The 25,655-nt window shown below is 67.9% G+C and carries 21 protein-coding genes; 7 read left to right on the top strand and 14 right to left on the bottom strand.

Annotated features, from left to right (window positions below; all coding sequences use genetic code 11):
• Positions 1 to 192: 192 nt before the first annotated feature.
• The 5 genes from JK358_RS24645 to JK358_RS24625 all read right to left on the bottom strand — a co-directional run bounded on the left by JK358_RS24645 (position 193) and on the right by JK358_RS24625 (position 7,487).
• On the bottom strand, positions 193 to 1,929 hold the full coding sequence (locus JK358_RS24645) for an ATP-binding cassette domain-containing protein (RefSeq protein ID WP_201951067.1): 1,737 nt from the start codon (positions 1,927 to 1,929) through the stop codon (positions 193 to 195).
• Entirely contained in the window at positions 1,926 to 3,833 is a 1,908-nt protein-coding gene (locus JK358_RS24640) for an ABC transporter ATP-binding protein/permease (RefSeq protein WP_201951063.1), read from the bottom strand. The genes JK358_RS24645 and JK358_RS24640 overlap by 4 nt, the downstream gene beginning before the upstream one ends.
• Positions 3,834 to 3,837: 4 nt before the next feature.
• Positions 3,838 to 4,887, bottom strand: coding sequence for a cytochrome d ubiquinol oxidase subunit II (cydB, locus tag JK358_RS24635; protein ID WP_201951057.1), 1,050 nt, complete (start codon positions 4,885 to 4,887; stop codon positions 3,838 to 3,840).
• Between the two features lie 10 nt (positions 4,888 to 4,897).
• Positions 4,898 to 6,373, bottom strand: coding sequence for a cytochrome ubiquinol oxidase subunit I (locus tag JK358_RS24630; RefSeq protein ID WP_201951054.1), 1,476 nt, complete (start codon positions 6,371 to 6,373; stop codon positions 4,898 to 4,900).
• A gap of 187 nt (positions 6,374 to 6,560) precedes the next feature.
• On the bottom strand, positions 6,561 to 7,487 hold the full coding sequence (locus JK358_RS24625; RefSeq protein WP_201951053.1) for an aminodeoxychorismate lyase: 927 nt from the start codon (positions 7,485 to 7,487) through the stop codon (positions 6,561 to 6,563).
• Positions 7,488 to 7,842: 355 nt separating this feature from the next.
• Between JK358_RS24625 and ygfZ the strand changes: the two genes are divergently transcribed.
• The 4 genes from ygfZ (at position 7,843) to JK358_RS24605 (ending at position 11,032) form a co-directional block, all read left to right on the top strand.
• Positions 7,843 to 9,003 (top strand): CAF17-like 4Fe-4S cluster assembly/insertion protein YgfZ, encoded by a 1,161-nt coding sequence (gene ygfZ / locus JK358_RS24620; protein WP_201951504.1) that lies wholly within the window; start codon positions 7,843 to 7,845, stop codon positions 9,001 to 9,003.
• Positions 9,000 to 9,671: an MOSC domain-containing protein gene (locus JK358_RS24615; RefSeq protein WP_201951052.1), complete on the top strand. Its 672-nt coding sequence runs from the start codon at positions 9,000 to 9,002 to the stop codon at positions 9,669 to 9,671. Before ygfZ ends, JK358_RS24615 begins: the two co-directional genes overlap by 4 nt.
• Complete coding sequence (locus JK358_RS24610; protein WP_201951051.1) at positions 9,668 to 10,630, top strand: asparaginase; 963 nt, start codon at positions 9,668 to 9,670, stop codon at positions 10,628 to 10,630. Before JK358_RS24615 ends, JK358_RS24610 begins: the two co-directional genes overlap by 4 nt.
• Before the next feature lie 186 nt (positions 10,631 to 10,816).
• On the top strand, positions 10,817 to 11,032 hold the full coding sequence (locus JK358_RS24605; protein ID WP_201951050.1) for a DUF3073 domain-containing protein: 216 nt from the start codon (positions 10,817 to 10,819) through the stop codon (positions 11,030 to 11,032).
• A gap of 407 nt (positions 11,033 to 11,439) precedes the next feature.
• Here JK358_RS24605 and purM read toward each other — a convergent pair whose 3' ends face one another.
• From purM to purF, 6 genes are all read right to left on the bottom strand, one after another.
• A complete protein-coding gene (gene purM, locus JK358_RS24600) occupies positions 11,440 to 12,519 on the bottom strand; it encodes a phosphoribosylformylglycinamidine cyclo-ligase (RefSeq protein WP_201951049.1) in 1,080 nt (359 codons plus the stop codon).
• Between the two features lie 87 nt (positions 12,520 to 12,606).
• Entirely contained in the window at positions 12,607 to 14,337 is a 1,731-nt protein-coding gene (locus tag JK358_RS24595) for an ABC transporter ATP-binding protein (protein ID WP_372440714.1), read from the bottom strand.
• Complete coding sequence (locus tag JK358_RS24590) at positions 14,330 to 15,397, bottom strand: ABC transporter permease (RefSeq protein ID WP_201951048.1); 1,068 nt, start codon at positions 15,395 to 15,397, stop codon at positions 14,330 to 14,332. The genes JK358_RS24595 and JK358_RS24590 overlap by 8 nt, the downstream gene beginning before the upstream one ends.
• The gene (locus tag JK358_RS24585) at positions 15,397 to 16,407 is read right to left on the bottom strand and encodes an ABC transporter permease (RefSeq protein WP_232851866.1); all 1,011 of its coding nucleotides are present in this window, start codon (positions 16,405 to 16,407) and stop codon (positions 15,397 to 15,399) included. Before JK358_RS24585 ends, JK358_RS24590 begins: the two co-directional genes overlap by 1 nt.
• 98 nt (positions 16,408 to 16,505) lie before the next feature.
• Positions 16,506 to 18,095: an ABC transporter substrate-binding protein gene (locus JK358_RS24580; protein ID WP_372440713.1), complete on the bottom strand. Its 1,590-nt coding sequence runs from the start codon at positions 18,093 to 18,095 to the stop codon at positions 16,506 to 16,508.
• A 471-nt stretch (positions 18,096 to 18,566) separates the two neighbouring features.
• Positions 18,567 to 20,171, bottom strand: a complete 1,605-nt coding sequence (gene purF, locus JK358_RS24575; RefSeq protein WP_372440722.1) for an amidophosphoribosyltransferase — start codon at positions 20,169 to 20,171, stop codon at positions 18,567 to 18,569.
• Positions 20,172 to 20,245: 74 nt separating this feature from the next.
• Between purF and JK358_RS24570 the strand changes: the two genes are divergently transcribed.
• A complete protein-coding gene (locus JK358_RS24570; protein WP_307817711.1) occupies positions 20,246 to 21,592 on the top strand; it encodes a YhgE/Pip domain-containing protein in 1,347 nt (448 codons plus the stop codon).
• A 47-nt stretch (positions 21,593 to 21,639) separates the two neighbouring features.
• On the opposite strand, the gene JK358_RS24565 is transcribed toward JK358_RS24570, so the two are convergent.
• A complete protein-coding gene (locus JK358_RS24565) occupies positions 21,640 to 22,026 on the bottom strand; it encodes a sterol carrier family protein (RefSeq protein ID WP_307817710.1) in 387 nt (128 codons plus the stop codon).
• Between the two features lie 94 nt (positions 22,027 to 22,120).
• Between JK358_RS24565 and JK358_RS24560 the strand changes: the two genes are divergently transcribed.
• Complete coding sequence (locus JK358_RS24560) at positions 22,121 to 22,684, top strand: hypothetical protein (RefSeq protein ID WP_232851788.1); 564 nt, start codon at positions 22,121 to 22,123, stop codon at positions 22,682 to 22,684.
• Positions 22,685 to 22,717: 33 nt separating this feature from the next.
• Here the strand turns inward: JK358_RS24560 and JK358_RS24555 are convergent, their stop codons facing one another.
• Positions 22,718 to 23,401 carry a CPBP family intramembrane glutamic endopeptidase gene (locus JK358_RS24555; protein WP_201951042.1) on the bottom strand — a complete coding sequence of 228 codons (684 nt, stop codon included), beginning with the start codon at positions 23,399 to 23,401 and terminating at the stop codon, positions 22,718 to 22,720.
• 3 nt (positions 23,402 to 23,404) lie between these two features.
• The gene (locus tag JK358_RS24550) at positions 23,405 to 25,177 is read right to left on the bottom strand and encodes an alpha/beta hydrolase (protein ID WP_307817709.1); all 1,773 of its coding nucleotides are present in this window, start codon (positions 25,175 to 25,177) and stop codon (positions 23,405 to 23,407) included.
• A gap of 151 nt (positions 25,178 to 25,328) precedes the next feature.
• Between JK358_RS24550 and JK358_RS24545 the strand changes: the two genes are divergently transcribed.
• Positions 25,329 to 25,619 (top strand): YiaA/YiaB family inner membrane protein, encoded by a 291-nt coding sequence (locus JK358_RS24545; RefSeq protein ID WP_201951040.1) that lies wholly within the window; start codon positions 25,329 to 25,331, stop codon positions 25,617 to 25,619.
• The last annotated feature ends 36 nt before the right edge of the window (positions 25,620 to 25,655 follow it).

Here is a 25,655-nt window from a genome sequence, read left to right as displayed (position 1 = left end):
GGTGACTACCTTGGATTCGCTAGGCGTTTCGCGCTAACGGAGATCCGTTTTGCAGCGTGGCGCCTAGCTGGCAGCCACCTCACGCGTCCTAGAAATAACCATTTCTTCGACCACCTCCCTTCTGTGTACTCACGAACTTAGTCGCGGTCCCCGGGTGCGGCAACGTATTTTCCCGGACGGCGAAATCCCAGGTCAGATCGGGTTTGCGGGAATAAGACGCTCGACTTCGACGTCACCGTTCCCCGCCACGCGCACCACGGTGTCCGCCCGATGGTCCGCCGGAAGCTGGTGCGTGACAACCACAACCGTGCGCCCCCGTTCCACCAGCCCGCTCGACTCGTCCAGCAACCGCCGCAGCAGCTCGGCCCCGGCGTCGGCCTCGAGATGTTCGGTCGGCTCGTCCAGCAACAATACGCGCGCCGGGGACAGCAGCGCCCTCGCCAGCAGCATCCGCCGCCGCTGTCCACCCGAAACAGCCGCCGCGCCCCCGACGAGATCGGTCCGCACGCCCTCCGGCAGCGAGTCCAGCCACTCCCCCGCCCCGACCGCCCGCAGCGCGTCCTCGGCCTCCCGCTCGCTGACATCCCCGCGCACGACCCGCAGGTTCTCCAGCACCGTGGTCCCGAAGATATGGGCGTCCTCGGCGAAGAAGGTGACCCCGGCGCGCGGAGTGTCGAACAGTCCCGCCCAGGCCATGAGCAGTGTGGTCTTCCCCGCCCCGCTCGGCCCGACCACGGCGATCCGCCGCCCCTCCGGCAACTCCGGCAGATTCACCTGCGGCCGTTCGGTTTCCGGCCGCTCCAGCCGGTCCAGCCGCCGCAGCGCCGCCCGCCCGTTGGTGAGCGCCTGCGCGGCGGCGGGCAGCACGCCGACAGCCTCGAACGCCGACAGCGGCAGCAGCACCAGCACCGTGAACGCCATGGGTGAGATCCCGCCCCCGGGAATCGTCTGGAATCCGGCTGTGGGCACGACGTTCCCGTTCCCGTAGAGCACGATGCCGATGAGCAGCGAAGCCAGCACGCTGACCCCGATGGACAAGGGCACGGCGGCCGCCGCCCACGCACTGTGCGAAGCGGCGCGATCCTCCGCCGCGACGGCCCGCCGTCCGGCCCGATTCGCCTCCGCGAGAGCCGCGTCCAGCCGCCCCGCCACCCGCAACTCGGGCGCGTGATCGAGCACGGTCAGCGCCTCGCTGGTGAATGCTGTCCGGTCGTCCCGTACGGCACGTTCGGCGTCCCGCGCCGCCCGCGCCGACAGCCACGGCGCGAGAATCCCCGAAACACCCAGCGCCGCAGCCAGAATCAGCGCGGCCGGAATCGAGATCGGCGCCAGCAGCCCGATCGCGAACACCGCCAGCACAACCGCCACCGCGATGGGCACGAACGCCCGCACCACCACGGCCCCGAGATCATCGATGTCGTTCATGACCCGGCCCAGCAGTTCACCGCGCCGCAGCTGAGTCGGATCTCCCTGTCGTTCCCCGAGATCCGATCCGCTGGCAGCTCCGCTGGCACGCCCGCCGAGATCCGATCCGATGGGAGCTCCGCTGGCACCCCCTCCGAACTCCGCGCCTCCGGAACCGGAACCCGCCCGCCGGGGCCGCCAGATATCGGCGGCCGCCAAGGCCCGGTAGGTGGTGGTCCGCGCGGTCGTCATGGCCCGCAATGCCACATCGTGCGTAGCCAGCCGCTCCAGATACCGGCACAACCCCCGCGAAATCCCCAGCGCCCGAACAGTAACCACCGCAATGGTCAGATCCAGCACCGGCGGCATCTCCCACGCCCGCGCGATCAACCACGCCGCCAGCGCCGCCAACCCCAGCCCACTCCCGAGCGCCAGCACCCCCCAGAACACCGACACGGTCATCCGCCCCGGCGACAACTCGAGCAGCCCCCGAATCCGCCGAAAGTCCCGCAGCACAGCCTTCATCGCGCATTCACCTCCGCAGCGGCCGGTACACCGGGGCCTGGTTCGGCCGGATCGGCGGGTGGCTGTTGTACACGCTCCGCGTCGTCGGCGGTATCGCCGGTCGGCTCGTCGGAGGGCTCCGCCGGCATCGGCACGGCTGCGGCGGCGCGGACCTCGATGATGTGGTCGGCGACGGCGAGGACGGTGGGGCGGTGGGCCACGATCACTACGGTTGCCCCGGCGCGGGCGCGGTCGCGCAGCGCGGTGAGAACGGTTGTCTCGGCGGCCTCGTCGAGGTGGGCGGTGGGCTCGTCCAGCAGGAGGATGGGGCGGGGTGCCGCCAGGGTGCGGGTGAGCGCCAGACGCTGACGCTGGCCCAGGGACAGGCCGGTTCCGCCGACGCCGACGAGGGTGTCCCAGCCGTCGGGGAGGTCGGCCAGCACGTCGTCGAATCCGGTTGCGGTGGTTGCCTTCGCGAGGTCTTCGGGGTTCGCGGGCGCGCCCAGGAGTTCGAGGTTGGCGCGCAGGGTGCCGGGCAGCAGAACGGGGCGCTGCGGGAGCCAGGCGATGTGGGACCACCAGAGGTCGGGGTCCAGGTCGGGGACGGGGGTTCCGTCCACGGTCACCACGCCGCGCTCGGGGGTGATCAGGCCCAGTATCGCCTGCAGGACAGTGGATTTGCCGCAGCCGTTGGGGCCGGTGAGGACGGTGACCGCGCCGGGCCGGAGTATTGCCGAGAGGCCGTCAGGGGCGAATCCGTCGCGGGCCGCCACGGCGAGGTCGTGAATCTCTATGGGGCGCACGGATTCTCCGCCGACCACTGCGGCGCGGCGAGCGGGAGCCGAGGCCGGCGCAGGGTCGGGTGTTTCACTCGCCGGAGTGGCCGATGCCCCGGACTTCGGGTCGAGGATCGCGAAAGCCTTGTCGGCGGCGGCCATTCCGTCCTGGGCGGCGTGGAAACGTTCGCCCACCATGCGGAGCGGAAGGTAGACCTCGGGGGCGAGGATGAGCGCGACGAGGCCCGCGTAGAGGCCCATGTTGCCGAAGACGAGGCGCATGCCGATGGAAACCGCAACGAGAGCCACGCAGAGGGTGGCGAGCATTTCCAGCACCATGGAGGAGAGGAAGGCGATGCGCAGGGCCGACATGGTGCGGGTGCGCAGGGTGTCGCCGAGCGTCGAGACGCGGGGGCTCATGGAGGAGCGCGCGTCGGCCGCCTTGTGAGAAGTTGCCGGATCCTGCTGCGCGGCACCGTCTTCCCGGTGGCCGGATTCGCGGCCGAGGGCGCGCAGGGTGGGCATGCCCGCGAAGAGGTCGAGGAGTTGGTCGGACAGGCGGGTGGTGGCCGTCAGGGTCTGTTCGGCGCGGCCCTTGGTGAGCAGGCCGATGAGGATCATGAAGATCGGAATCAGCGGCAGGGTGACCACGATGATCAGGCCCGAGACCAGATCGTGGGTGAGGATGACCGCCAGCACGATCGGCGGCACCAGCAGCGAGAGCAGCAGGGCGGGAAGGTATCCCGCGAGGTAGGGACGCAGGCCACCCAGCCCGTTACCCGCCACCACCGCCAATTCGGTTCTGCGGGACTCCAGTTCGCGGGGCGGCAGGGCGGCTCCGGCGGCCACGACCGCCGTCTCCAGTTCGGCGACCACCTGCGCCCCGGCGCGGTGCGCGAGCCGGGACTGCCACCAGGTGGCGGCGATCCGGATCGCGACCGCGACGGTGAACACGATCAGTTCCGTTGTCCAGGAACCGATGTCCCGGTGTCCCGGCTCGGTGATCACACCGGCCAGGACCCGCGCCAGGGCCAGGGCCGCGACCACGATGCAGAGTGTGGTCGTCAGCGACAGCGTCACGCTCAATGCCAGATACCTGCGTGCCGAGCGTGCGTGCCGCCACAGGCGCGGATCCACCGGTCGAGCCATGGGCTTACTTCTTCGCTGATTCCAGCGGGAGTCCGATGGGCGCCGGAATCTGTTCCATGGTGAGGCGCTTGCGGAACACCCAGTACGTCCAGGCCTGGTAGCAGAGCACGAGCGGCACCATGACCACCGCGACCCAGCTCATGACCACGAGCGTGTAATGCGTGGAGGAGGCGCTGATCGTGCCGTCCCGGCCGTCGACGCTGAGGCTGTAGGCCGCGTCGATGGTGGAGGGCAGCACGTTCGGGAACAGCGATCCGAACAGCAGCGCCGTGGCCGCCAGGATGGTCAGCGCGGTGCCGGTGAAGGCCCAGCCGTCCCGTCCCTGGGTGGCCGCGAATCCGGCGATCACGAGCCCGATCACGGCCGCCACCAACGGAATCCAGGTCCAGCCGTTGCCGTAGGCGAGCTGGGTCCAGATCCCGAAGACCGCCACCACGAGCGCGGTCGGCACGAAGATCTTGCGGATGATGGCCTGGGCGTCGTCGCGCACCTCGCCGCCGGTCTTGAGGCTGATGAAGATGGCCCCGTGCAGCAGGAACAGCAGCAGCGTGGTGAGTCCGCCGAGCAGCGCGTACGGGTGCAGCAGGTCGAACAGGTTGCCTTCGATCTGCCGCTTCTCGTTGAGTTTCACCCCGTGCACGATGTTGGCGAACGCCAGACCCCAGGCGAGCGCGGGGATCCAGGAGCCGAGCCCGATGCCGACGTCGCACCAGCGCCGCCACTTGTCGTCGTTGATCTTGCTGCGCCATTCGATGGCGCAGGCGCGGGCGATCAGCCCGACGAGGATCAGCAGCAGCGCCAGGTAGAACCCGGAGAACAGGCTGGCGTACCACTCGGGGAAGGCCGCGAACATGGCGCCACCGGCGGTGAGCAGCCACACCTCGTTGCCGTCCCACACCGGTCCGATGGTGTTGAGCACGACGCGTTTCTTCACTTCGGACTTGCGCCCGATGATGGGCATCAGCATGCCGACGCCGTAGTCGAAGCCCTCCAGCACGAAGTACCCGATGAAGAGCACGGCGACCAGCAGAAACCAGAACACTTGCAGGCTCATCGCGAGTCTCCTAGTAGGCGAAGGAAAGCTTCTCGACGGGCTCCCCGGTCATCTTCGGGGTGTCGTCGTCGGTGGGCGCGGGTTCGGGTCCTTCGACCACGTACCGCTTCATGAGGTAGAACCAGGCGATCGCGAGGATGCCGTAGAGCAGCGTAAACACGATCAGCGAGGTGAGGATGGTGCCCGCGGACACTCCGGACACGCCCTGCTGCACCGTCATGTGGATGTTCGGGTCACCGGTGGGGTTGGGCGCGACGACCCAGGGCTGACGCCCCATTTCGGTGAACACCCAGCCCGCGCTGTTGCCGAGGAACGGTGTCGCGATGGCCAGCAGGGACAGCCAGGCGAACCATTTCTGGTCTGGCACCCGCCCGCGGCGCAGCACCCACAGTCCGGCTGCCACGAGCAGGAGCGATCCGGCCATCCAGGTGATCATGGCGCGGAAGGTCCAGTAGGTGACGAACAGGTTGGGCCGGTAGTCGCCGGGACCGTATTTCGCGTTGTATTCGGCCTGGAGGTCGTTGACGCCCTGCAGGGTGACGCCGTCGATCTTGCCTTCGGCGAGGAACGGCAGCACGTAGGGCACTTCGATGAGGTGGTCGACGCTGTCGCAGTTGTTGTGCGTGCCGACGGTGAGGACGGAGAAGTCCGGGTCGGTTTCGGTGTGGCACAACGATTCCGCGGACGCCATCTTCATGGGCTGCTGTTTGAACATGAGCTTGCCCTGGATGTCGCCGGTGATGGCGAGGGCGACGGCGGAGAACACGATCACCCACATGCCGAGTTTGGCGACCGGACGCCACATCGTGCGGGCTTCGTCGATGTGCGTGGTGTCGCCGTTCTGCTGGCTCTGCCGCACCCGGCGCACCATCCACCAGCCAGCGATGCCCGCGACGAACGTGCCCGAGGTGAGGAATGCGCCGGCGACCACGTGCGGGAAGGCGGCGAGGGTGGTCACATTGGTGATGACCTCCCAAATGCTGTGCAGCTCAGCGCGTCCCGTCTCCGGGTTGTATTTCGCGCCGACGGGATGCTGCATGAACGAGTTGGCGGCGATGATGAAGTACGCCGACGCGTTCACGCCGATGGCGACGAGCCAGATGCACGCCAGGTGCACCTTTTTCGGCAGTCGGTCCCAGCCGAAGATCCACAGGCCGAGGAAGGTGGATTCCATGAAGAAGGCGACCAGCGCCTCCATGGCGAGCGGTGCGCCGAAGACGTCTCCGACGAAGCGGGAGTATTCGCTCCAGCCCATGCCGAATTGGAATTCCTGCACGATGCCGGTGGCGACGCCGAGGGCGAAGTTGATCAGGAAGAGTTTCCCGAAGAACTTGGTGAGTCGCTTCCAGTGCTCCTTGCCCGTGACCACCCAGGCGGTCTGCATACCCGCGACGAGCGGGGCGAGTCCGATGGTGAGCGGTACGAAGATGAAGTGATAAACGGTGGTGATTCCGAATTGCCAGCGAGCAACATCGACGACGCTCATCCGACCTCCCTGCCGATCTACGACATGACGTAGTACCCGACATTACGCGCACCGGGTATGAGATCAACATGTGACGCACCACAACGTGCCAGAGGTTTGCTGACTTGTGACGCACATCCCGATCGACACACCGGGTGATGCTGCGATTTCACCCGGTGCGGGTCAGGCGGGGAGGCCGGGCGACCGGCTACCAGTCGGCGATGCTGCCGGGCTGCGCGATTCCCTTCTCCACGAGTTCGATGATCTCGGCGGCGTTGTCCGGCGCGGACATTCGCAATCCGTCCAGGGAGTTGACCCGGGCCGCGAGGGTGACGCTGGACAGCATCCACACGCTGTCGGCGGTGATCAGGTCGGCGGTGAACAGCGGCTCGTATCTGCATTCCCAGCCCGCCTTCTCGGCCTGGGCGAAGAACGCCCGCTGGGTGGTGCCGGGCAGCACGCCGATCTTGGCGGGCGGCGTGATGAGCTGATTGTCCCGCGCCACAACGACTGTCGAGCGCGGACCCTCGAGGACGCGATGCTCGGTGCTGGTGAAGATGACGTCGTCGGCGCCCATCCGGTGCGCGAACCGCAGCGCGGACATATTCATCGCGTAGGACAGCGTTTTCGCGCCCATCAGCTGCCAGGGCGCGGCCTGCGCCAGGTCCACCGAGATGCCGCGCGACAGCGTGATGACCGAAACGCCTTCGGTGCGCGCCTTTTTCACGCGCTCCGGAACGGGCAGGACCAGGACGTAGGAGGTCCCGATCGGCTGCCCGCCCGCCAGGTCCCCGCTGGCGTTTGCTGGACGGTGGCCGGCCTGTCCCAGCTCACTGTCGCGCCCGCGCGTGAGCACCAGGCGCAGCAAACCCTCGCTGTCTGCGCCCCACTCCTCGACCGCCGTCCAGATGGCCAGCCGCCAGGCATCGAGGTCCGGCGCGGGCAGTTCCAGGGCCTCCGCGGACTTCCGTAGTCGCGCCAGATGCAACTCCAGCGCACACGCTTCCCCATTGCGCACGAGCACGGTCTCGAATACCCCGTCGCCCCGCAGCACACCGATATCGTCCGCATACAGCAACGGCGCGTCCGGATCCCGGATCGCGCCGTCGAGTGTCACCAGAACTCGTTCCACCATGCCCGTGACCCTACTGTGTTTTATTTGCCCTCCGCTTCGCTCCGGGCGGGTTCGCGGCCCTGGAGTCTCGATTCTTCCCTCCTCCGCTCCTCCGCTTCGCTCCCCCGCTCCGTCAGTCCAGAATCGAGACGGCCGCGAACCATGACGGTGCGCTGGTCCAGGGCTTCCGCTCGCTGGCCCTGGACCTTCCGTGTGCTGGCCCAGGGCTTTCCAGCAGCGGGGTTGCGATTCTCCGGGCGCGAGGGTTCGCCGTCTCGGCCGCGCTTCGGCCCTCGTCTTTCCGGGGTGGAGCGGTCTCACCACGTCCGAAACGGCCGTGACCGGGCTGTATGCAGCACTTGACGGCTCCAGCGGTATGTGGGGTCGCAACCGCCGAACCGAGCACCAGTACTGTGGTCTTGTGTCCTTCGAGGTTGCACCCAGTCCGATTCTTCAGGTTCCAGGGGCTGTCGCGGGGCTGCCCGGGTCACCCGATGCCGCAGTCGCCTGGCATTACGGTGATCCGCTCGGCGAGCAGCGTGCCGCGGTCCAGCGGGTCGCGGTGGTGGATCGGTCGCATCGATTCGTCATCGCCATCACCGGGAAAGAGCGGCTGTCGTGGCTGCATACCATCTCCAGTCAGGCCGTGGCCGATCTGCGCGACGGTGAGTCCACCGAGAATCTGGATCTCGATCTCAACGGGCGGGTGCAGCACCACTTCGTGCTGACCGACCTGGACGGGACGGTCTGGATCGACACCGAGGCCGAGCGCGGGCAGGCGCTGCTGGACTTCCTGCAGAAGATGGTCTTCTGGGCCGATGCCAAGCCGGTCGCCGCCGCCGATCACGCGGTGCTGAGCGTGCTCGGTCCCCGCACCGCCGAGCTCATCGAAACCCTGGGCGTGGCAAGCCTTCCCGAGACGAATCGCGCCCTCGCGCTGCCGGGCGGCGGATTCCTCCGCCGGATGCCGTGGCCCACAGCGGATTCCTTCGATCTGGTCGTGCCCCGCGATCAGCTGGTCACCTGGTGGACGCGGCTGCGTGCGGCCGGCGCCGAACCGGCGGGCAGCTGGACCTTCGAGGCGCTGCGGGTGGCGGCGCTGCGGCCGCGCATCGGCGTGGACACCGACGACCGCACGATTCCGCACGAGGTGAACTGGATCGGCGGCCCGGCCGAATTCGGCGCCGTGCACCTGAACAAGGGCTGCTACCGCGGTCAGGAGACGGTGGCCCGCGTACACAATCTGGGCAAGCCGCCCCGGCATCTGGTGCTGCTGCACCTGGACGGTTCCAACGACTCCCGCCCGGAGCCGGGCACCCCGGTGACGGCGGGTGGCCGCACGGTGGGCGTCCTGGGCACCGTGGTCGACCACTACGAACTCGGCCCGATCGCCCTGGCTCTGATCAAGCGCAACATCCCCGCCGACACCGCGCTGGAGGCGGGCCCGTGCGCGGCCGCCATCGACGCGGATTCCGTTCCCTCCCATGACGAGCCGCAAGCGGGCCGGCTCGCCGTCGAGAAGCTGCGCGGCCGGTGATCGGGCAGGTGCTGGCGGTGTGCGTGGTGCACGCCGAACTCGAGGTGCCCGCGCGCTCGTCGAAGGTGGGCCGCACGGCCATCGACAAACGTCCCGTGCCGCACCGGGTTCCGGTGCGCGGGCTGGGTCTCGAGGGTGATCACGTCTGCGACACCAAACATCACGGCGGCGTGCACCAGGCCGTGTACGCCTACGCCGAGGAGGACGCCCAGCGCTGGGCGAGTGAACTGGGCCGCGACCTGCCCGCGGGCTGGTTCGGTGAAAACCTGCGCCTGCGTGGGCTTCCCGTGAGCGACGCCGTTGTCGGCGCGCGCTGGGCCATCGGCGACACCCTGCTGGAGGTGTCCGCGCCGCGCGTCCCGTGCGCCACGTTCCAGTGGCGCACCGGCGAGCACCAGTGGGTGAGACGCTTCACCCTGCAATCGGATACGGGCGCGTACTTCCGTGTGCTGACCGAGGGCGCGATCGGCGCGGGCGACGAGGTCCGGATCGTGCACACGCCCGCGCACGGCATCACCGTGCGAGACCTGTTCACGGGCACCGACCCGGAGCGCCTGGATCTGCTGCTGGCGTCGGAGCCCACCCTCTCCGACGATGTGCGCATGCAGATCGACCGGCACCGCCGCCGTCACGCGAACGCGGCCCGCGCGCAGGGGGTTCAGGCATGAGCGTGGATCTGGTCGAGGTGGTGCGCTCCGGCTTCCGGGAGTGCGTGCATCGCGGTTCGGCGGTGGTGCTGGATCCGAGCGGCGAGCCGGTCGTGGAGGTCGGCGCGGTGCACGGCCCGATCTTCCCGCGGTCCACCAACAAGCCGATGCAGGCGCTGACCCTGCTGCGCAATGGTTTCGAGCCGGTCGACGACGCCGAGCTGGCCATTGCGACGGCCTCGCATTTCGGCGAGCCGGATCACGTGGAGCTGGTGCAGCGCCTGCTGGATCGTTTCGGTTTCACCGAGGACGAGCTGGAGTGCCCGCCGGATCTGCCCTTCGACGAGCAGGCTCGCGCCCAGGCGCTGGCCGGTCACGAGCGCGGCAAGGCGGCCCGCCGCGTCTACATGAACTGCTCGGGCAAGCACGCCGCCATGCTCGCGACCTGCAGCATCAACGGCTGGCCGACCCGCGGCTACCTGGACACCGCGCACCCGCTGCAGCGCGCGGTGCTGGACACGATCGCCGATGTCACCGGTGAGCCGGAGACGGATCTCGGTATCGACGGCTGCGGCCTGCCGATCGTGCCGGTGTCGCTGGTGAATCTGGCCCGCGCGTACGCGACGCTGGCGACAGCCCCCTCGGATACCCCGGAACGCCGGGTGGCGGATGCGATTCGCGCGCATCCGCGAGTGATTTCCGGCACGGACGGCCCGGATCTGCGCGTGATGACGGCGACTCCGGGTCTGGTGTGCAAAATCGGCGCGGACGGTGTGCATGCGGGCGCGTTGCCCGACGGCTCATCGTTCGCCTACAAGATCGACGACGGCGCGGACCGCGCGCGGCTGCCCCTCACACTCGCGCTGTTGCAGCGTATGGGCGTCGAATGGACCGATGCCCATGCGGAACTGGCGACTCCCGCGGTGCTGGGTGGCGGCGCCCGAGTCGGCATAATCCGGGCGATTCCCGGGGTGCTGTAACCCCCGCTCGGAGCTTCCTCGACCCCGGTCCCGCAGGGCCCGGGGCGGCACTTCGATGGTTTCTCACCCACTCCTGGAAGCGCGACCGCGAGACACACGCTAAAGTGTCTGTCAGGAAGATTATTAATTCGAACGGGGCCGCCAACCCACCCCAGGCCGCCCCGCAGTGACGCGAGGGGGTCAGCCATGGGCCGTGGCCGGGCTAAGGCAAAGCAGACCAAGGTCGCACGTGAGCTCAAGTACAGCTCGCCATCGACCGACTTCGCGAGCCTTCAGCGCGAGCTGTCGGGTAGCTCCACCGACTCACCATTGGGCGGTGTGAAGGTCTCCGACGAGCAAGACGCGGACGATTCGCTGTCGAGCTGGAACGACGACAACGACTACGACGACTGGCGCCGCTGACTCGGATTCATCGACGTTGTAAAGGGGAGGCCGTGACAGGCCTCCCCTTTAACACGTTGGAAAGCACCGAGCACGGCCCATTCGAAGGCTTGCTGTAGAACACCACGCCCCGCCCCTCACCGGGCGGGCAACTTGGTGCACATCCCACTCCCGGGATCCTCAGGGGCTGCGCCCCCGAACCCCCTGGGACGCACGCTCCCAGGACTCTCGGGCACCATCCGCGATTCCCCTGAGCCGTGCTCGCATTCGGGACATCCGGGCCACAAAGCCCGAATCCCCCTGTGGTGCACCCACTGTCGAGTGCGATGCTCTGCACTCGGATCTCCTGCACCGCACCGCTGGAACCGCACGCCGAACGCAGTCCGGCCCCGGCCACTTTCGAGTGGTCGGGGCCGGATTGCGTTTGCTCAGAAGCGCGGGTGGTCGCCCAGTAGGACGGCGCGGGCGGCGTCGGCGTCCTTGGCCTTCTTGACCGTGCCGAGGGTCCAGCAGTCGATGTGGCGGGCGGTGAGGACGGCCAGGGCGCGGTCGGCGTCCTCGGGGGCCACGACGGCGACCATGCCGACGCCCATGTTGAAGGTCTTCTCCATTTCGGCGCGCTCGACGCGGCCGCGCTGGGCGATCATCTTGAAGACGGGGGCCGGGTTCCAGGTGCCGCGGTCGAGTTCGGCGACCAGGCCGGCGGGCAGGACGCGGGCCAGGTTGGCGGCGAGGCCGCCGCCGGTGACGTGGCTGAAGGTGCGCACGTCGGTTTCGGCGATGAGGGCCAGGCAGTCCTTGGCGTAGATCTTGGTGGGCTCGAGCAGTTCCTCGCCGAGGGTGCGGCCGAATTCCTCGACGTGCCCGGTGAGGGACATGCGGTCGATGTCGAGCAGCACCTTGCGGGCCAGCGAGTAGCCGTTGGAGTGCAGGCCCGAGGCGCCCATGGCGATGACGACGTCGCCGGGGCGGACGCGGTCGGGGCCGAGCACGGCGTCGGCTTCCACGACGCCGACACCGGTGCCGGAGATGTCGTAGTCGTCCGGGCCCATGAGGCCGGGGTGCTCGGCGGTCTCGCCACCGAGCAGGGCGCAACCAGCCTGCACGCAGCCTTCGGCGATGCCCGCGACGATCTGGGCGACCCGCTCGGGGACGACCTTGCCGACGGCGATGTAGTCCTGCAGGAACAGCGGTTCGGCGCCGCACACCACGAGGTCGTCGACGACCATGGCGACCAGGTCGAGGCCGATGGTGTCGTGCTTGTCGAGCGCCTGGGCGACGGCGATCTTGGTGCCGACGCCGTCGGTGGAGGAGGCCAGCAACGGCTCCTTGTACCCGCCCTTCAGTGCGAACAGTCCGGCGAATCCGCCGAGTCCACCCTGTACTTCGGGCCGGGAGGCCTTCTTGGCCAGTGGCGCGAACAGTTCGACTGCCCGGTCGCCGGCCTCGATATCCACTCCGGCCGCCGCGTACGAGGCACCGGCCGCACTGGGTGTCTGTTCAGTCATGTTGGGGGAGAACTCCAAGCCGATTCGTTGGATAGTTGCCTGCTCACGGTACCTGAGCCGAATAACGCCTCTGCACTCGTATCGGTGTCAAGCGGTGTGATCAGCGGTGAACAACGCGGCGGATTCGGTGCGGCGACGGCGTTGTTCGATCGGGTCCGGCACGGGAACAGCGGCTACGAGGCGGCGGGTGTACTCCTCGGTGGGGTGTCGCAGGATCTCGTCGCGGGTGCCCTGTTCGACGACCGCGCCGCGGCACAGCACGGCGATGCGGTCGGCGAGTTGGTCGACGACGGCGAGGTCGTGGCTGATGAACAGACACGCCCATCCGCATTCGGCTTGGAGTTGGGCGAAGAGCTCGAGGACCTTCGCCTGGACGGAGACGTCCAGGGCGCTTGTCGGCTCGTCGGCGATGAGCAGATCCGGGTTGAGGACGAGGGCGCGGGCGAGGCTGACGCGCTGTCGCTGCCCGCCGGACAATTCGTGTGGGTAGCGCTTCTCGGTGCCGGCGGGGAGTTGGACGTCGTCGAGGAGATGGCGGACGCGCTCGCGCAGGGCCGTCCCGGTGAGGGTGCGGTGCACGATGAGCGGTTCGGCCACGCAGTCGCCGACGGTGAGGCGCGGGTTGAGCGAGGTGGCCGGATCCTGGAACACGAAACCCAGCCGCTTGCGCATCGGCCGGAGCTGTTTCTCCGACATGCGCGCGATGTCCACGCCCTGCACCCGGATCGCGCCGGAGGTGGCGCGCTGCAGTCCCGCCACGCACCGGCCGATGGTGGATTTCCCGGAGCCGGATTCGCCCACCAGGCCGAGGGTTTCGCCCCGCCCGATGGTGAGGTTCACCGCGTCGACTGCGCGAAAGGCGGTGCGGCCCAGCGCACCGTGGAATTCGACCACCAGGTCGGCGATGTCGAGCACCGGCGCGTCGGGCACCGGCGGGACCGCCTTCGCCAGTACCGGCCTGTCGTCCGCGGCGGGTTCGGTCGCGCATGTCACGGCCGTCACCTGATCGCGAATCCTGCTCGCGCCCAGGTGCGGAACGGCCGCGAGCAACGCCCGGGTGTACTCGTGTCGCGGGTTGGCGAAGAGTTCGTCGACGGGTGCTTCCTCGACCACCTCCCCCGCGCGCATCACCACGACGCGGTCCGCGAGATCGGCGACCACGCCCATGTTGTGGGTGATGAGCACGATGGCGCTGCCGATGCGATCGCGCAGATCCCGCAGCAGTTCCAGGATTTCGGCCTGCACGGTCACGTCGAGTGCGGTGGTGGGTTCGTCGGCGATGATCACCTTGGGTTCGCAGGCGATGGCGATGGCGATCATGACGCGCTGCTTCTGCCCGCCGGAGAGTTGATGCGGGTAGTAGTCGACCCGCTCGTCCGGATCGGGCAGTCCGACCATCCGCAGCAGTTCGACGGCCCGCGCCCGCGCCTGCTTCTTCTTCATGTCCCGGTGCGCGCGAAGGGCTTCCGAGATCTGATATCCGACGGTGTACAGCGGGTCCAGCGCACTGCCGGGCTCCTGGAACACCATGGAGATCGCTCCCCCGCGCACCGCGGTGAGCTGTTTCTCGCTCATCGACGTGATCTTGTCGGTGCCGAGCGTGACCAGCCCCCGTACCTGCGCGGTCGGCGGCAGCAGCCCGATGGCGGTGCGCGAGCTCACCGATTTCCCGGACCCGGATTCCCCGACGACGGCGAGCACCTCGCCGGGGAACACCTGGTACGACACCGAGCACACGGCGTTGACGGGCCCGGCGTCGGTGGCGAAGGTGACCGAAAGGCCCTTCACCGAAAGCGCCGGTGCCGCTTGCTCACTCATCAGCTCGGGCCTCCTTTTCCTCGACCGCCTGATCCAGGGCGGCGGCGACTTCGAGATCCGCCGCCGTGGCCGTGCCCGCCGGCACGGTCACGCCCACGACGGCGGTCACCCCGCGGCGGGTGCGCAGCAACGGGTTGAGCACCTCGTTGAGACTTTCACCCACCAGGGTCATTCCGAGCACCACGATGACGATGGCCAGGCCCGGGTAGACGCTGGTCCACCAGATGCCGTTGGACACGTCGCCGAGTGCCTTGTTGAGGTCGTAGCCCCATTCGGCGGCCTGGGTCGGTTCGATGCCGAAGCCGAGGAAGCCGAGTCCGGCCAGCGTCAGGATGGCTTCCGCGCCGTTGAGCGTGATGATCACGGGCAGCGACTGGGTGACGTTGGCGAGGATGTGCCGGAACAGGATTCGCGCCGTGCCCGCCCCGGTGACACGCGCGGCGTCCACATACGGTTCGTGTTTGACGGCGATGGTGGCATTGCGCGTCACCCGGAAGTACTGCGGTACGAAGATGACGGTGATGGCGATGGCCGCCGCCATGATGCCGCCCGCGGCACTGGATTCCCCGCCCGCCACCGCGACGGATACGACGATGGCGAGCAGCAGCGACGGGAATCCGTACATGGCGTCCATGACGAGTACGAGCACGCGATCGAGCCAGCGCCCGACGTAGCCGGACACCAATCCCAGTGGGACGCCGACGAACAGCGACAGCACCAGTGAGATGGCGATGACCGCCAGCGCCGTGCGCGCCCCGTACAGCACGCGGGAGAGCACATCCTCCTGCCGGACCGAGGTCCCGAACAGGTGTTCCGCCGACGGCGGCTCCAGTTTCGCGAACTGGGTGCCGTCGACATTGTTCTGCGCCAGCCCGTAGGGCGCGAGCAGCGGCGCGAAGACGGCGATGAAGACGAACACCGCCACCAGCGCGAGCCCGAAAATCAGTGTGACGCGCTGTAATCCGGCGGTCATGGCGAACAGGCGCAGCCCGGGCAGGCCGCGCCGGGGCGGCACCGGCGGCAGCGCGGCGGGTTCGACGAGTACTTCCGGCGTGGCCATCAGAACCTCACCCTCGGGTCGATCATGGCGACGATGACGTCGACGAAGAAGCTCATCACCGCGACCAGGATCGCGATGAAGGCGACGATGCCCTGGATGGCCAGGAAGTCCCGCTGCCCGATGTAGAGCGCGAGTTCGTTGCCCAGGCCCTTCCATTCGAAGGTGCGCTCGGTGAGCACCGCGCCGCCGAGCAGCATGGCGATCTGCAGCCCCATGACGGTGACGACGGGGATGAGCGCGTTGCGGAAGGCGTGGCGGCGGGTGACCATCCGCCGCGAAACCCCGCGTGCCAGTGCGGCATCCACGTAGTCGCTGCGCAGGGTCTGGATCAGATTGATCCGCACCAGCCGCAGGAACACCCCCGCAGTGAGCAGTCCGAGCGCGAGCGCGGGCAGCACCGCGTGTTTCAGCACGTCGACCAGATTTCCCATGTCGCCGTACAGGATTGCGTCGATCACCATCACATTGGTCTTGGGTGACACGTGCTGCAGCTGCAGTTCGACGGCCGGGCTGGCCCGCCCGGAGACGGGCAGCCACCCGAGTTTCACCGCGAACAGCAGTTTGAGCAGCAGGCCCACGAAGAACACGGGTGCGGCGTAGGCGAGGATGCCGAACAGCCGCAGTCCGACGTCGGCGGCCGAATCCCGGCGTGTGGCAGCGTATCTGCCGAGCGGGATGCCGACGGCGAAGGCGACGAGCAGCGCCCAGAACACCAGTTCGGCGGTGGCGGCCCCGTAGGTGACGATGACGTCGCTGACCGCCCGCTTGTTCTGCGTGTATCCGAAGTCGCCGCGGGCGAGGCCGCTGATGTACTCCCAATACTGCACGTGCAGTGGGCGATTCAGCCCGGCGGCCTCCTTGCGGATCTCGATCTGCTCGGCGCTCATGCGCCCGCCCATGGAGGCGGTGATGGGGTCGCCGATGACGCGCAGCATGACGAACACGATGGTCACCAGGATCCAGGCCGTGACCGGGATCAGCGCGAGCCGGATACCGAGGTATCGCAGCAGCGCCCCGTAGCGAGAGTCGGCTCCCGGCAGTGCGATTCGCGGGAGCGTGCGACGACTGCGGGCCGGGGTTTCCGGCCCGCGGTCCTTGACGGCGTCGCTCACTTGCTCAGTACGCCGTACCGGAACTTGAACGACGGATCCAGGGTGCTGGCGACGCCCTGGACCCCGGTGCCCGCTACGGCGATGTTCTTGCCGGACAGCAGCGGAATGATGGAGATGTGGTCGGCGGCCATGTCCCGCTGTACCTGCGCGAGGATGGCCTTGCGCTTGGCCGGGTCGGATTCGGTGGCCTCGGCGGTGAGCTGCGCGGTGATGGCGGGCACGTCGAAGTGGTTCTGCAGGAAGTTGTTCGGCGCGAAGAACGGTGTCAGGTAGTTGTCGGCGTCGGGGAAGTCGGGGAACCAGCCGAGCTGGAACACCGGGTAGGCGTCCTGGACGCGTTCCTTCTGGTAGCTCACCCACTCCGTGGACTGCAGGTTCACGCGGAACAGGCCGGTGGCTTCGAGTTGGGTCTTGATGGCGGCGTATTCCTCGGAGCTGGTGTCGCCGTAGTGATCCGGGTTGTACTGCAGGTTGATCTGCACCGGTGTGGTGACGCCCGCGTCGGACAGGAACTTGGCCGCGGCGTCGCGATTCGGCTTGGCGCCGTAGATGTCCTTGAACGGTTCGGTCGCGCCCTCGACGCCCTGCGGGACCGAGGAGTAGGCGGGGGTGAAGGTGCCCTCGTACACGTTCTGCGACAGGGCATCCCGGTCGATGCTGGAGGCGACGGCCTTGCGGACGGCGAGTTTCTGCGCCGGGGTGTCGCCGGGCATGGTGTTCAGGTTGAACACCATGTACCGCAGTTCGCCGCCGGGCCCGTCGTGCACGGTCACCTTGGGGTCGTTGCGCAGCGAGGCGATATCGGTGGGGCTGAGCGAGCGGTAGGCCACGTCGATGGCCCCGTTCTGCACGTCGAGCTTCAGATTCTCCGGGCTCTCATAGTATTTCGCGGAGACGGTCTTGGTCTTGGGTGCGCCGAACAGGCCGTTGTAGTCCGGGTTGGCCTCGTATTCGACGAGCTTGTTCTTGTCGTAGCTGGTGATGGTGTACGGGCCGGAGAAGGGCTGCGCCTTCCAGACCTCGTCGTCGCCCAGCACCCGGTCCGCGGGGAACACCTTCTCGTCGACGATGGGGCCGGCCTGGGTGGGCAGCACGGACGGGAAGGTCTGGTCGTTGGCGACCTTGAGGGTGAAGTTCACCGTGAGCTCGTCGACCACGTCGGTCTTGGCGAGGTTGGTGAGCAGTACGGCCGGGCCGTTGGGGTCGTTGATGCCCACCATGCGGTCGAAGGAGAACTTGACGCTGTTGGCGGTCAACGGGTTTCCGTTGGCGAACTTCAGGTTCGGCTTGAGTTTGCAGGTGTAGACGGTCGGTGTGCTGAATTCACACTTCTCGGCCGCGTCCGGCTCCGGGGTGGTCTTGCCCGGAGCGAAGTTGAGCAGGAATGAATAGACCTGCGTTTCCACTGCGAGGGAACCGTTTTCGTAGGCCGCGGCCGGGTCGAGGGTGAAGATCTTGTCGGTGGTCCCGATGACCAGGCCCGCCCCTCCACCTCCCTCGCCGGTTCTGCCCGCACCACATCCCGCCACTGCTAGCACCGTCAGCGCGGCGAATCCAATCGCCGCAACACTTTTCGCGCGCATCACTGCCCCGCTCTCGACACACGGTACGGCGGCCTGGATCACAGGCCGCGGACGCACCGCCTGAACTCCGTTTGGCTGGGCACAGTATCGGCGTGGCGTTGCCGGTGTGTTGCGTTTACGAACAAACGGATCACATATCGGTCATTTTCCCGACGGAGACGATGACCCAAGTGCGACAGGGGATTCGGCCCGCTTCTCTCCCGCGACCCCGTGGCCTGCGGGCTCTTGCCAGCGGTTATAACCACTCGAGCGGAGCCGTGTCTCATTCAATGAGACGGACCAGTTTCATTCCAGCAAACCAATTTTCGCGACACGCCCGGACGTAAACGACACGCCCATCGGCTGCCCGGCGGCACCGGAAAACCTCCCCCGAATCCGACAATGCCCCGCCGCGTTTCCGCCGCCGGTAACCCCCTTCTGAAACAACTGTGCCCCGCCCCCGGAAGGGGGCGGGGCACAGGAGAGCTCGAGCGGTTACGGACGGCTCAGCGCGCTCGCGTTGGCGTTGTCGGCGAGCAGCTCGGTCTGGCTCGCGCCATTGAGCATGCCCTCCAAGAGGTTCTTGCCGATGGCAGCCTCGGTGGGCAGGCCGATCGGGTACTCGCCGTCGAAGCAGGCGGCGCACAGACGCGTGCGCGGCTGTTCGGTGGCCGCGATCATGCTGTCGATGGAGATGTAGCCGAGGCTGTCCGCGCCGATGGAGCGGCGCACCCCCTCCACCATCTCGTCGAGCGAATCGCCTTCGATGCCATCGGGTCCCGCGCCGTTGGCGATCAGCTCCGCCCGCGAGGCGAAGTCGATGCCGTAGAAGCACGGCCACTTGACCGGCGGCGAGGCGATGCGCACGTGGATCTCCAGCGCGCCCGCCTCCCGCAGCATGCGGATCAAGGCGCGCTGGGTGTTGCCGCGCACGATGGAGTCGTCGACCACGATGAGCCGCTTACCGCGGATGACCTCGCGCAGCGGGTTCAGTTTGAGCCGGATGCCGAGCTGGCGGATGGTCTGGCTGGGCTGGATGAAGGTGCGGCCCACGTAGGCGTTCTTCATCAGACCCTGGCCGTAGGGCACGCCCGAGCCCTGCGCGTACCCGACCGCGGCCGGGGTGCCGGATTCCGGAACCGGGATGACCAGATCGGCCTCGACCGGATGCTCCTTGGCGAGCCGACGGCCGATATCCACGCGGGTGGCGTGCACCGAACGACCGGAGATGGTCGAGTCGGGGCGCGCCAGGTACACGAATTCGAAGACGCAGCCCTTGGGTTCGGGGTTGGCGAAACGCATCGACCGCACACCGTCGGCGTCGATCGCCAGCAGTTCGCCCGGCTCGATCTCGCGCACGAAGGAGGCGCCGACGATATCGAGTGCCGCGGTTTCGCTGGCGACCACCCAGCCGCGGTCCAGACGGCCCAGGCACAGCGGCCGGATGCCCCACGGATCACGGGCGGCGTACAGCGTCTGCTCGTCCATGAAGGTGAGGCAGAAGGCGCCGCGCAGCGTCGGCAGCAGCTCCATGGCGGCCTGCTCGATGCTCTTGTCGGCGGCCGCGTGCGCGAGCAGCGCGGTCATCACATCGGAGTCGGAGGTCGCGCCGAGATTCCCGGCGAGGCGTCCGCTGATGAGTCCGAGTTCCCGTGCGCGCGCGGACAATTCGGCCGTATTGACCAGATTTCCGTTGTGGCCCAGGGCGAGTCCGGTGCCCACCGCGGTGGTGCGGAAGATCGGCTGCGCGTTCTCCCAGGTGGTGGATCCGGTGGTGGAGTAGCGGCAGTGACCCACGGCCACATGGCCGGGCATCGCCGCGAGGGTCTGTTCATCGAAGACCTGGCTGACCAGGCCGAGATCCTTGAACACCAGCACCTGCGAACCGTCGGCGACGGCGATACCGGCCGCCTCCTGACCGCGATGCTGTAGTGCGTAGAGTCCGTAGTACGTGAGCTTGGCCACATCCTCGCCCGGCGCCCAGACTCCGAAGACTCCGCATTCCTCGCGGGGTTCGTTCTCGTCCTGGTCGGGGGTGGTGGCGTCGGGGGGCAGTGTCACCGTTTGCTCCCTGTTCGGCGGGCGGGGGGCGAGACCCATAGTACGGGTATTCACATAACAACCCACCGCTGGGATAACGCTGTTGGCGAGCCGTTTGCTGTTAGCTTTCGAACGTGACGACGACTGAGACCTCGGAACCCCGTCCACCGCGCCGCCTGACACCGCTCAAGTGGGCGTTTCCGATCGTGGTCGTCACGCTGCTGGCCTCGCTGCTCGGCGTCATGTACCTGGACTATGTCGTCGATCCGGAGAAGAACCTGCATGATTTCCCGATCGCGCTGGTGAATCAGGATGTGGGCGACGACATAACGGGCGCCGACGGGACCGTCAAGCATGTCAACTTCGGCGATCAGGTCGCGGACGGCTTGAAGCAGGCCGTACCGGCCGACAAGATCGACCTGCGCGAGCTCGGCATCAACGAGGCGCAGCTGCAGATGCAGAACGCACAGGTGTACGGCACCATCATCATCCCGAGCGACTTCTCCAAGCGGCTCGGCATTCTCGGCGTGGGCAGTGTGGTGCCCGGCGAGATCTCGCAGCCGGTGCTGACACTGCAAACCAATCCGCGCACGGGCGCCTTCGCGACGGCGATCGTGCAGAAGTTCGGTGAGGAAGCGCTCACCCAGGTGGACAAGCAGGTCGGACAGCAACTGACCGCGCAGGTGAACCAGCAGCTCACACCGCCGCCGGGCGGGCCGCCCGCACCGGAGTTGAGCGCGGCCACCCGGATCGCGCTGGCCAACCCGCTGAACCTGGTGGTCGAGCAGTTCTGGCCGCTGCCGGGTGGTTCCGGCGAGGGTCTGACGGCGTTCTTCTACAGCCTGCTGCTTCTGCTTGTCGGCATGGTGGGCGCGATGATCATTCACCAGCTGATCGATTCGGCCCTGGGCTTCCTGCCCACCGAGTGGGGGCCGTGGTATCTGCATTTCCCGCGCACCCCGATCTCGCGCGTGAAGACACTGCTGATCAAGTGGGCGGCGGTGGTGGTGATGGCGATCCTGGTGTCCGGTGCGCTCATGGGCATCGGCAGATGGCTGGGCATGCCCTTCTCGAAACCGTTGGCCCTGTTCCTCTACGGCGCGTTCGTCATCATCGCGGTGGGCGTCACCTGCACCTCGATCCTGGCGGCCGTGGGCACGGCGGGCCTGATCATCAACCTGATCATCTTCATCATCCTGGGCCTGCCGTCCTCGGGCGGCACGGTCCCGATCGAGGCCACCCCCAAGTACTTCGGCTGGCTCGCCAATTTCGAACCCATGCACCAGGTCTTCCTGGGCACCCGAGCCATCCTCTACTTCGACGGCAGCGGTCAGGCCGGCCTGACCCGAGGCTTCTGGATGGCAGCCCTCGGCCTGACCATCGGCGTCGTCTTCGGCCTGCTCATCACGTCCTTCTACGATCGAAAAGGCTTGGAGCGCAAGCCCGTCAACGACCGCGGGGAGCCCGCCGTCCAACCCTGACCCACCCGATGTCCCGGCGCAGGCGGCCCCAGGTCACCTGCGCCGCTTCATATCTGGGCGATCGGCAGCCATCGCGCGACCTCGCCGGCCCGCGAACCCGAAGCCGTCAGCACCCCTGCCTCCAGCGCGGCGTCGAACGCCAGCAGCCCCGTCGCGAGCAGCAACCACGTCCGAGCATCGGTCTCCACCACATTCGGCGGCGTCCCCCGCGTATGCCGAGGCCCCTCGATGCACTGCACCGCCACGAACGGCGGCACCCGCACCTCGACCGACCCACCCGGCGCATCCCCGGCCAGTGTCCGCGCGGTCGCCCGCACCGCAGCCGCCACCACGGCCCGCTCCGGCTTCTCCACCGACTCGTCCCGCAGCCACTCCCCCACGGCCGCCACCGCGGCCCGCAATTCCCCCGGATCCACCTTCGCCTGTCGTGCCACGTCAGCGAGGCTACCGCCGCGCACCGACGCCGATATGCGATGCCCGGCGGTTATGGTGCGGGGAGCGAGGTTACGGGGAGGGGCCGTGGTGAGCATGGCATGGTTTCGCGACGCGGTCACGATGCGTCGAATCTCGGCGTTCGCCCGAAGCCGGACGGGCTACCGGCTCGTGGTGACGGCCGCGTGGCTCGCCGTGATGATGCTGTGCGCCAGAGCGTATTCGAGCGTGTACCACCAGGATCCGGACAAGCATCCGGAGGGCTGGTTCGATTTCCCGATGGGCGGCAACCCGCTGGTATCTCCCGAGGGCCGGTTCTTCCTCACCCCGCTGTTCGGCACGGTGGCCTGCCTGGCGCTGCTGGTCGCGCGCCCGCTGCCTCGATCACTGTGGGCCGTCGCCGTTCCGGCCGGTGCGGTGCTCACCGCCGCGACCTGGTTCATCAGCCACCACCACTGGTGCTGCCGCAGCGTGGACACGATCGTGCGTGGCTACCCCTACCCCTTCTCCGTCCGCAATTACCGGACAGGCGACTGGGATCGCACCCACCTGGAATGGATCGGCCTCCTCACCGACGTGGTCGTCAACGCCCTCGCGTTTCTCCTTGCCGCACTGGTGATTCGAGCAGCCACCGACCTGCACCGAAGCATTCCGCGCTGACCCCGCCGCTGTGGGCGATATCGCCGGGTGGAGCTACCGGTTGCGGAAGCGCCAGCCGCGCCACGAGGCGCCCATGCGGACCGTGCGGATGTGTTCGATGCGCCGGGCGACGGCGGGGGCCAGTGCGCCTCCTGCGTTCAGCGCCAGATGCGCCAGGGCGGGAGCGGTAGCGCTGCCGGTGCGGCAGCGGAGTTCGTCGAAGGCGAGGCCGGCGAGGGCGGTGACCGCGACGGTGGCCGGGACCGGATCGCCGACGGAGCGCGCCGGTTGAATGTGGGCGAATCCGAAAACCAGTGCGCCCAGCCACTTTCCGTGGTCGCCGAAGGTGTCGTCCAGGATCGGGTTCAGGGTGGCGCGGTAGACGAGTTCCTCGCTGTAGACGGTGCCGCCGGGGATGTGGGTGCTCGCCCATTCGGCGTGGGACACCTCGGGGCTGCGGTCCAACTCTGCCAGGTGTCGCCGGACGGATGGAATGGACAGGGCCACACCGTATCCGGTGAGGATGAGTGCGGCGGCGCTGCCACCGGTCCGGAGACCGCGCGTGGACAGCCAGTTCGGTGTGCCGTGGAAGACCGTCGCGTAGATCGTGGCCGCGGTGGCGTTGGCGGCGCTGCGGCCGCGGATACGCAGGCCGAGGGCGGGCAGGGCGTAGTTTGCCCAGGCCAGTGGAAGTGCCGCTGCCGCAGTCGCTTTCGCCAGTTTCAGCGGGGTCGGCATCGGTTACTTGACCACGCGTTCGAAATCCTCGGCCAATTCGATCTGGACGCGGATCTTTTCGCGGAGTTCGGGGGTCCAGTCCTCGGGTGGGGCGATGGCGGCCCAGCCGTCGAGGACGAGGGAGCCGTAGCGGTGGCCGTGGCCGTCGGAGACGCCCTGGGCGTTGGTGAGGTCGGCCGCGACCTGCCAGAAGGTGACGAAGGGCCACCAGCGCATCTGGCTGGAGACGTCGGAGCCGCGCGGTTCGGAGAGCCAATCCGGTTGGGAGGACAGGAGATCAGGGGACCACCAGACGATGGGGTCCGACGGGTGCATGAGGTAGACGATGCGGGGATAGCGCCAGTCCGGGGACGGCTTCTCCAGGTCGGCGGCCTGGGCGGCGAAGCGGACCACCAGACCGTCGGCGTAGATGGGGTCCACCTCGCGGGTGCCGGGGTCGCGGCGGGAGACGAACTGCTCCCAGAGCCGGTTGGAGTTGGGCGGGCCGACCCAGAGCGCGCCGTTCACCTTGGAACGCAGATCCGCGAGGCCGGTGAAGGCGGATTCGGAGCCCTGGGAGCCCAGGCTCTCGCCGTAGACCAGCAGTTTGGGGCGGGCGTTCTCGGGTCGCGAGGACCAGCGCTCGTACACCGCGTCGAACATCTTCTTGCCCGCGACCGCCACCTTCTGGCGGTCGGCGAGGAAGGACAGCACGCTGGGCAGATACGAGTACTGGGAGGCCAGGATGGCGGTGTCGCCGCCGTACATGTACTCGAGCGCGGCCGCGCTCATGGAGTTCACCCAGCCGGTGCCGGTGGTGGTGACGATGACCAGCACCTTGCGGTCGAAGGCCCCGGTGCGCTCGAGTTCGGCGACGGCCAGCTGCTCCTGGGTCATCTCGCGCCCACCGGATTCGAGCCCCACGTACACCCGGATCGGTTCGCGCGCGGGCTTTCCGGTGAGCGCGGAGATCAACAGCGGGTCCGGCCCATGCGCGACGAACCAGCGGCCCTCGAATCCGAGGGTCTCCCATTTGGCCAGCGACTGCGGGCTGCCGGAGCGTTCGGGCAGGGTCGGCTGCCGCGCGAAATCGCTCTTGGTGTCGTTGCGGACGCTGAACGCCGAGTTGGCGACCGAGAAGAAGGCACTCGTGGCCACGCCGTTGAACAGGGTGACGATGAGAATGGTGAGCAGCAGCGCCCCCGTGGCGGGCGCGAGCGTGGGCGGCACCTTCACCCACCGGCTGAGCTGACGGGCGATGAACCGCACCAGTTCCCGCAGCGTGCGATACACGGCCACCACGATGACGCCGACCAGCAGGCTCAGTCCGCCGGTGCGCAGGTAGGCGGCGCGGCTGGTGCCCTCCATACCCATGAGGCTGTAGATCTCGCGCTGCCAGTCGGCGGACATGACCAGCATGTAGGCGGCGAACAGAATGCAGGACAGCACGATCGCGATCTTCACGAGATCGCGCACCAGCACCGGCGGGGTGCCGATCATGGTCAGCTGCGGCCGGATCCACTTGTAGAACAGCCACTGCAGAATGCAGCCGACCCCGTACCCGAGCGCGGCATTGATGCCGGAGATCAACCCCTGGAACAGCCAGTCGCGCGGCACCAGCGACGGCGTCACCGACCAGGCGAAGAAGATGGTGGCCACGACCAGGCCGGTGTGGTTGAGGTCGATGATCTCCTCGGCCCGCCGGATGACGGCCCCGACCCGCTTGCCTTTGCCGTGCTTGAAATACACGGCTCCGCGAGCGCGCAGCCGCGTCAGGACGCGGGCGGTGTCAAGCACCGGTCCAGTATGGCGGCCCCGCGCCCGAAACCGTGGACCTCGGTATGTGAGAGCCGCTACGACTCCGGCGTGTCGGTTACGACATCTACGCACGGCACTCGAGTAGTCATACCCGGTCGCGGAGCGGCGCTGATCGACAGACTTCTGACCCATGAGCACTTCGGGCGCAACCACCAAGAGCACCAACGCATTTCTGGCCCAAGCGGCAATCGCCTTCGGAATCTCCTTCTCCGCCACCATCATCGGCATCATCTACCTGCCACTGGATATCTGGCAGCGTGGTTTTCTGCTCATGACCGGCCTGTTCCTGGTCAGCAGCACCTTCACCCTCGCGAAAGTAGTTCGCGATCAACACGAGTCGAGCAAGGTGAACAGCCGCATCGACGAGGCCCGCATGGAAAAGCTCATGGCCGACCACGACCCCTTCAAGATGCCGGGCTGACCACCCGGCCCACACCACCCCGCCAGGTCCGGTACG

This window comes from Nocardia acididurans (assembly GCF_016741815.1).
GTDB classification, from domain to species: Bacteria; Actinomycetota; Actinomycetes; order Mycobacteriales; family Mycobacteriaceae; genus Nocardia; species Nocardia acididurans.
This window is presented reverse-complemented; position numbering and strand designations above follow the sequence as displayed.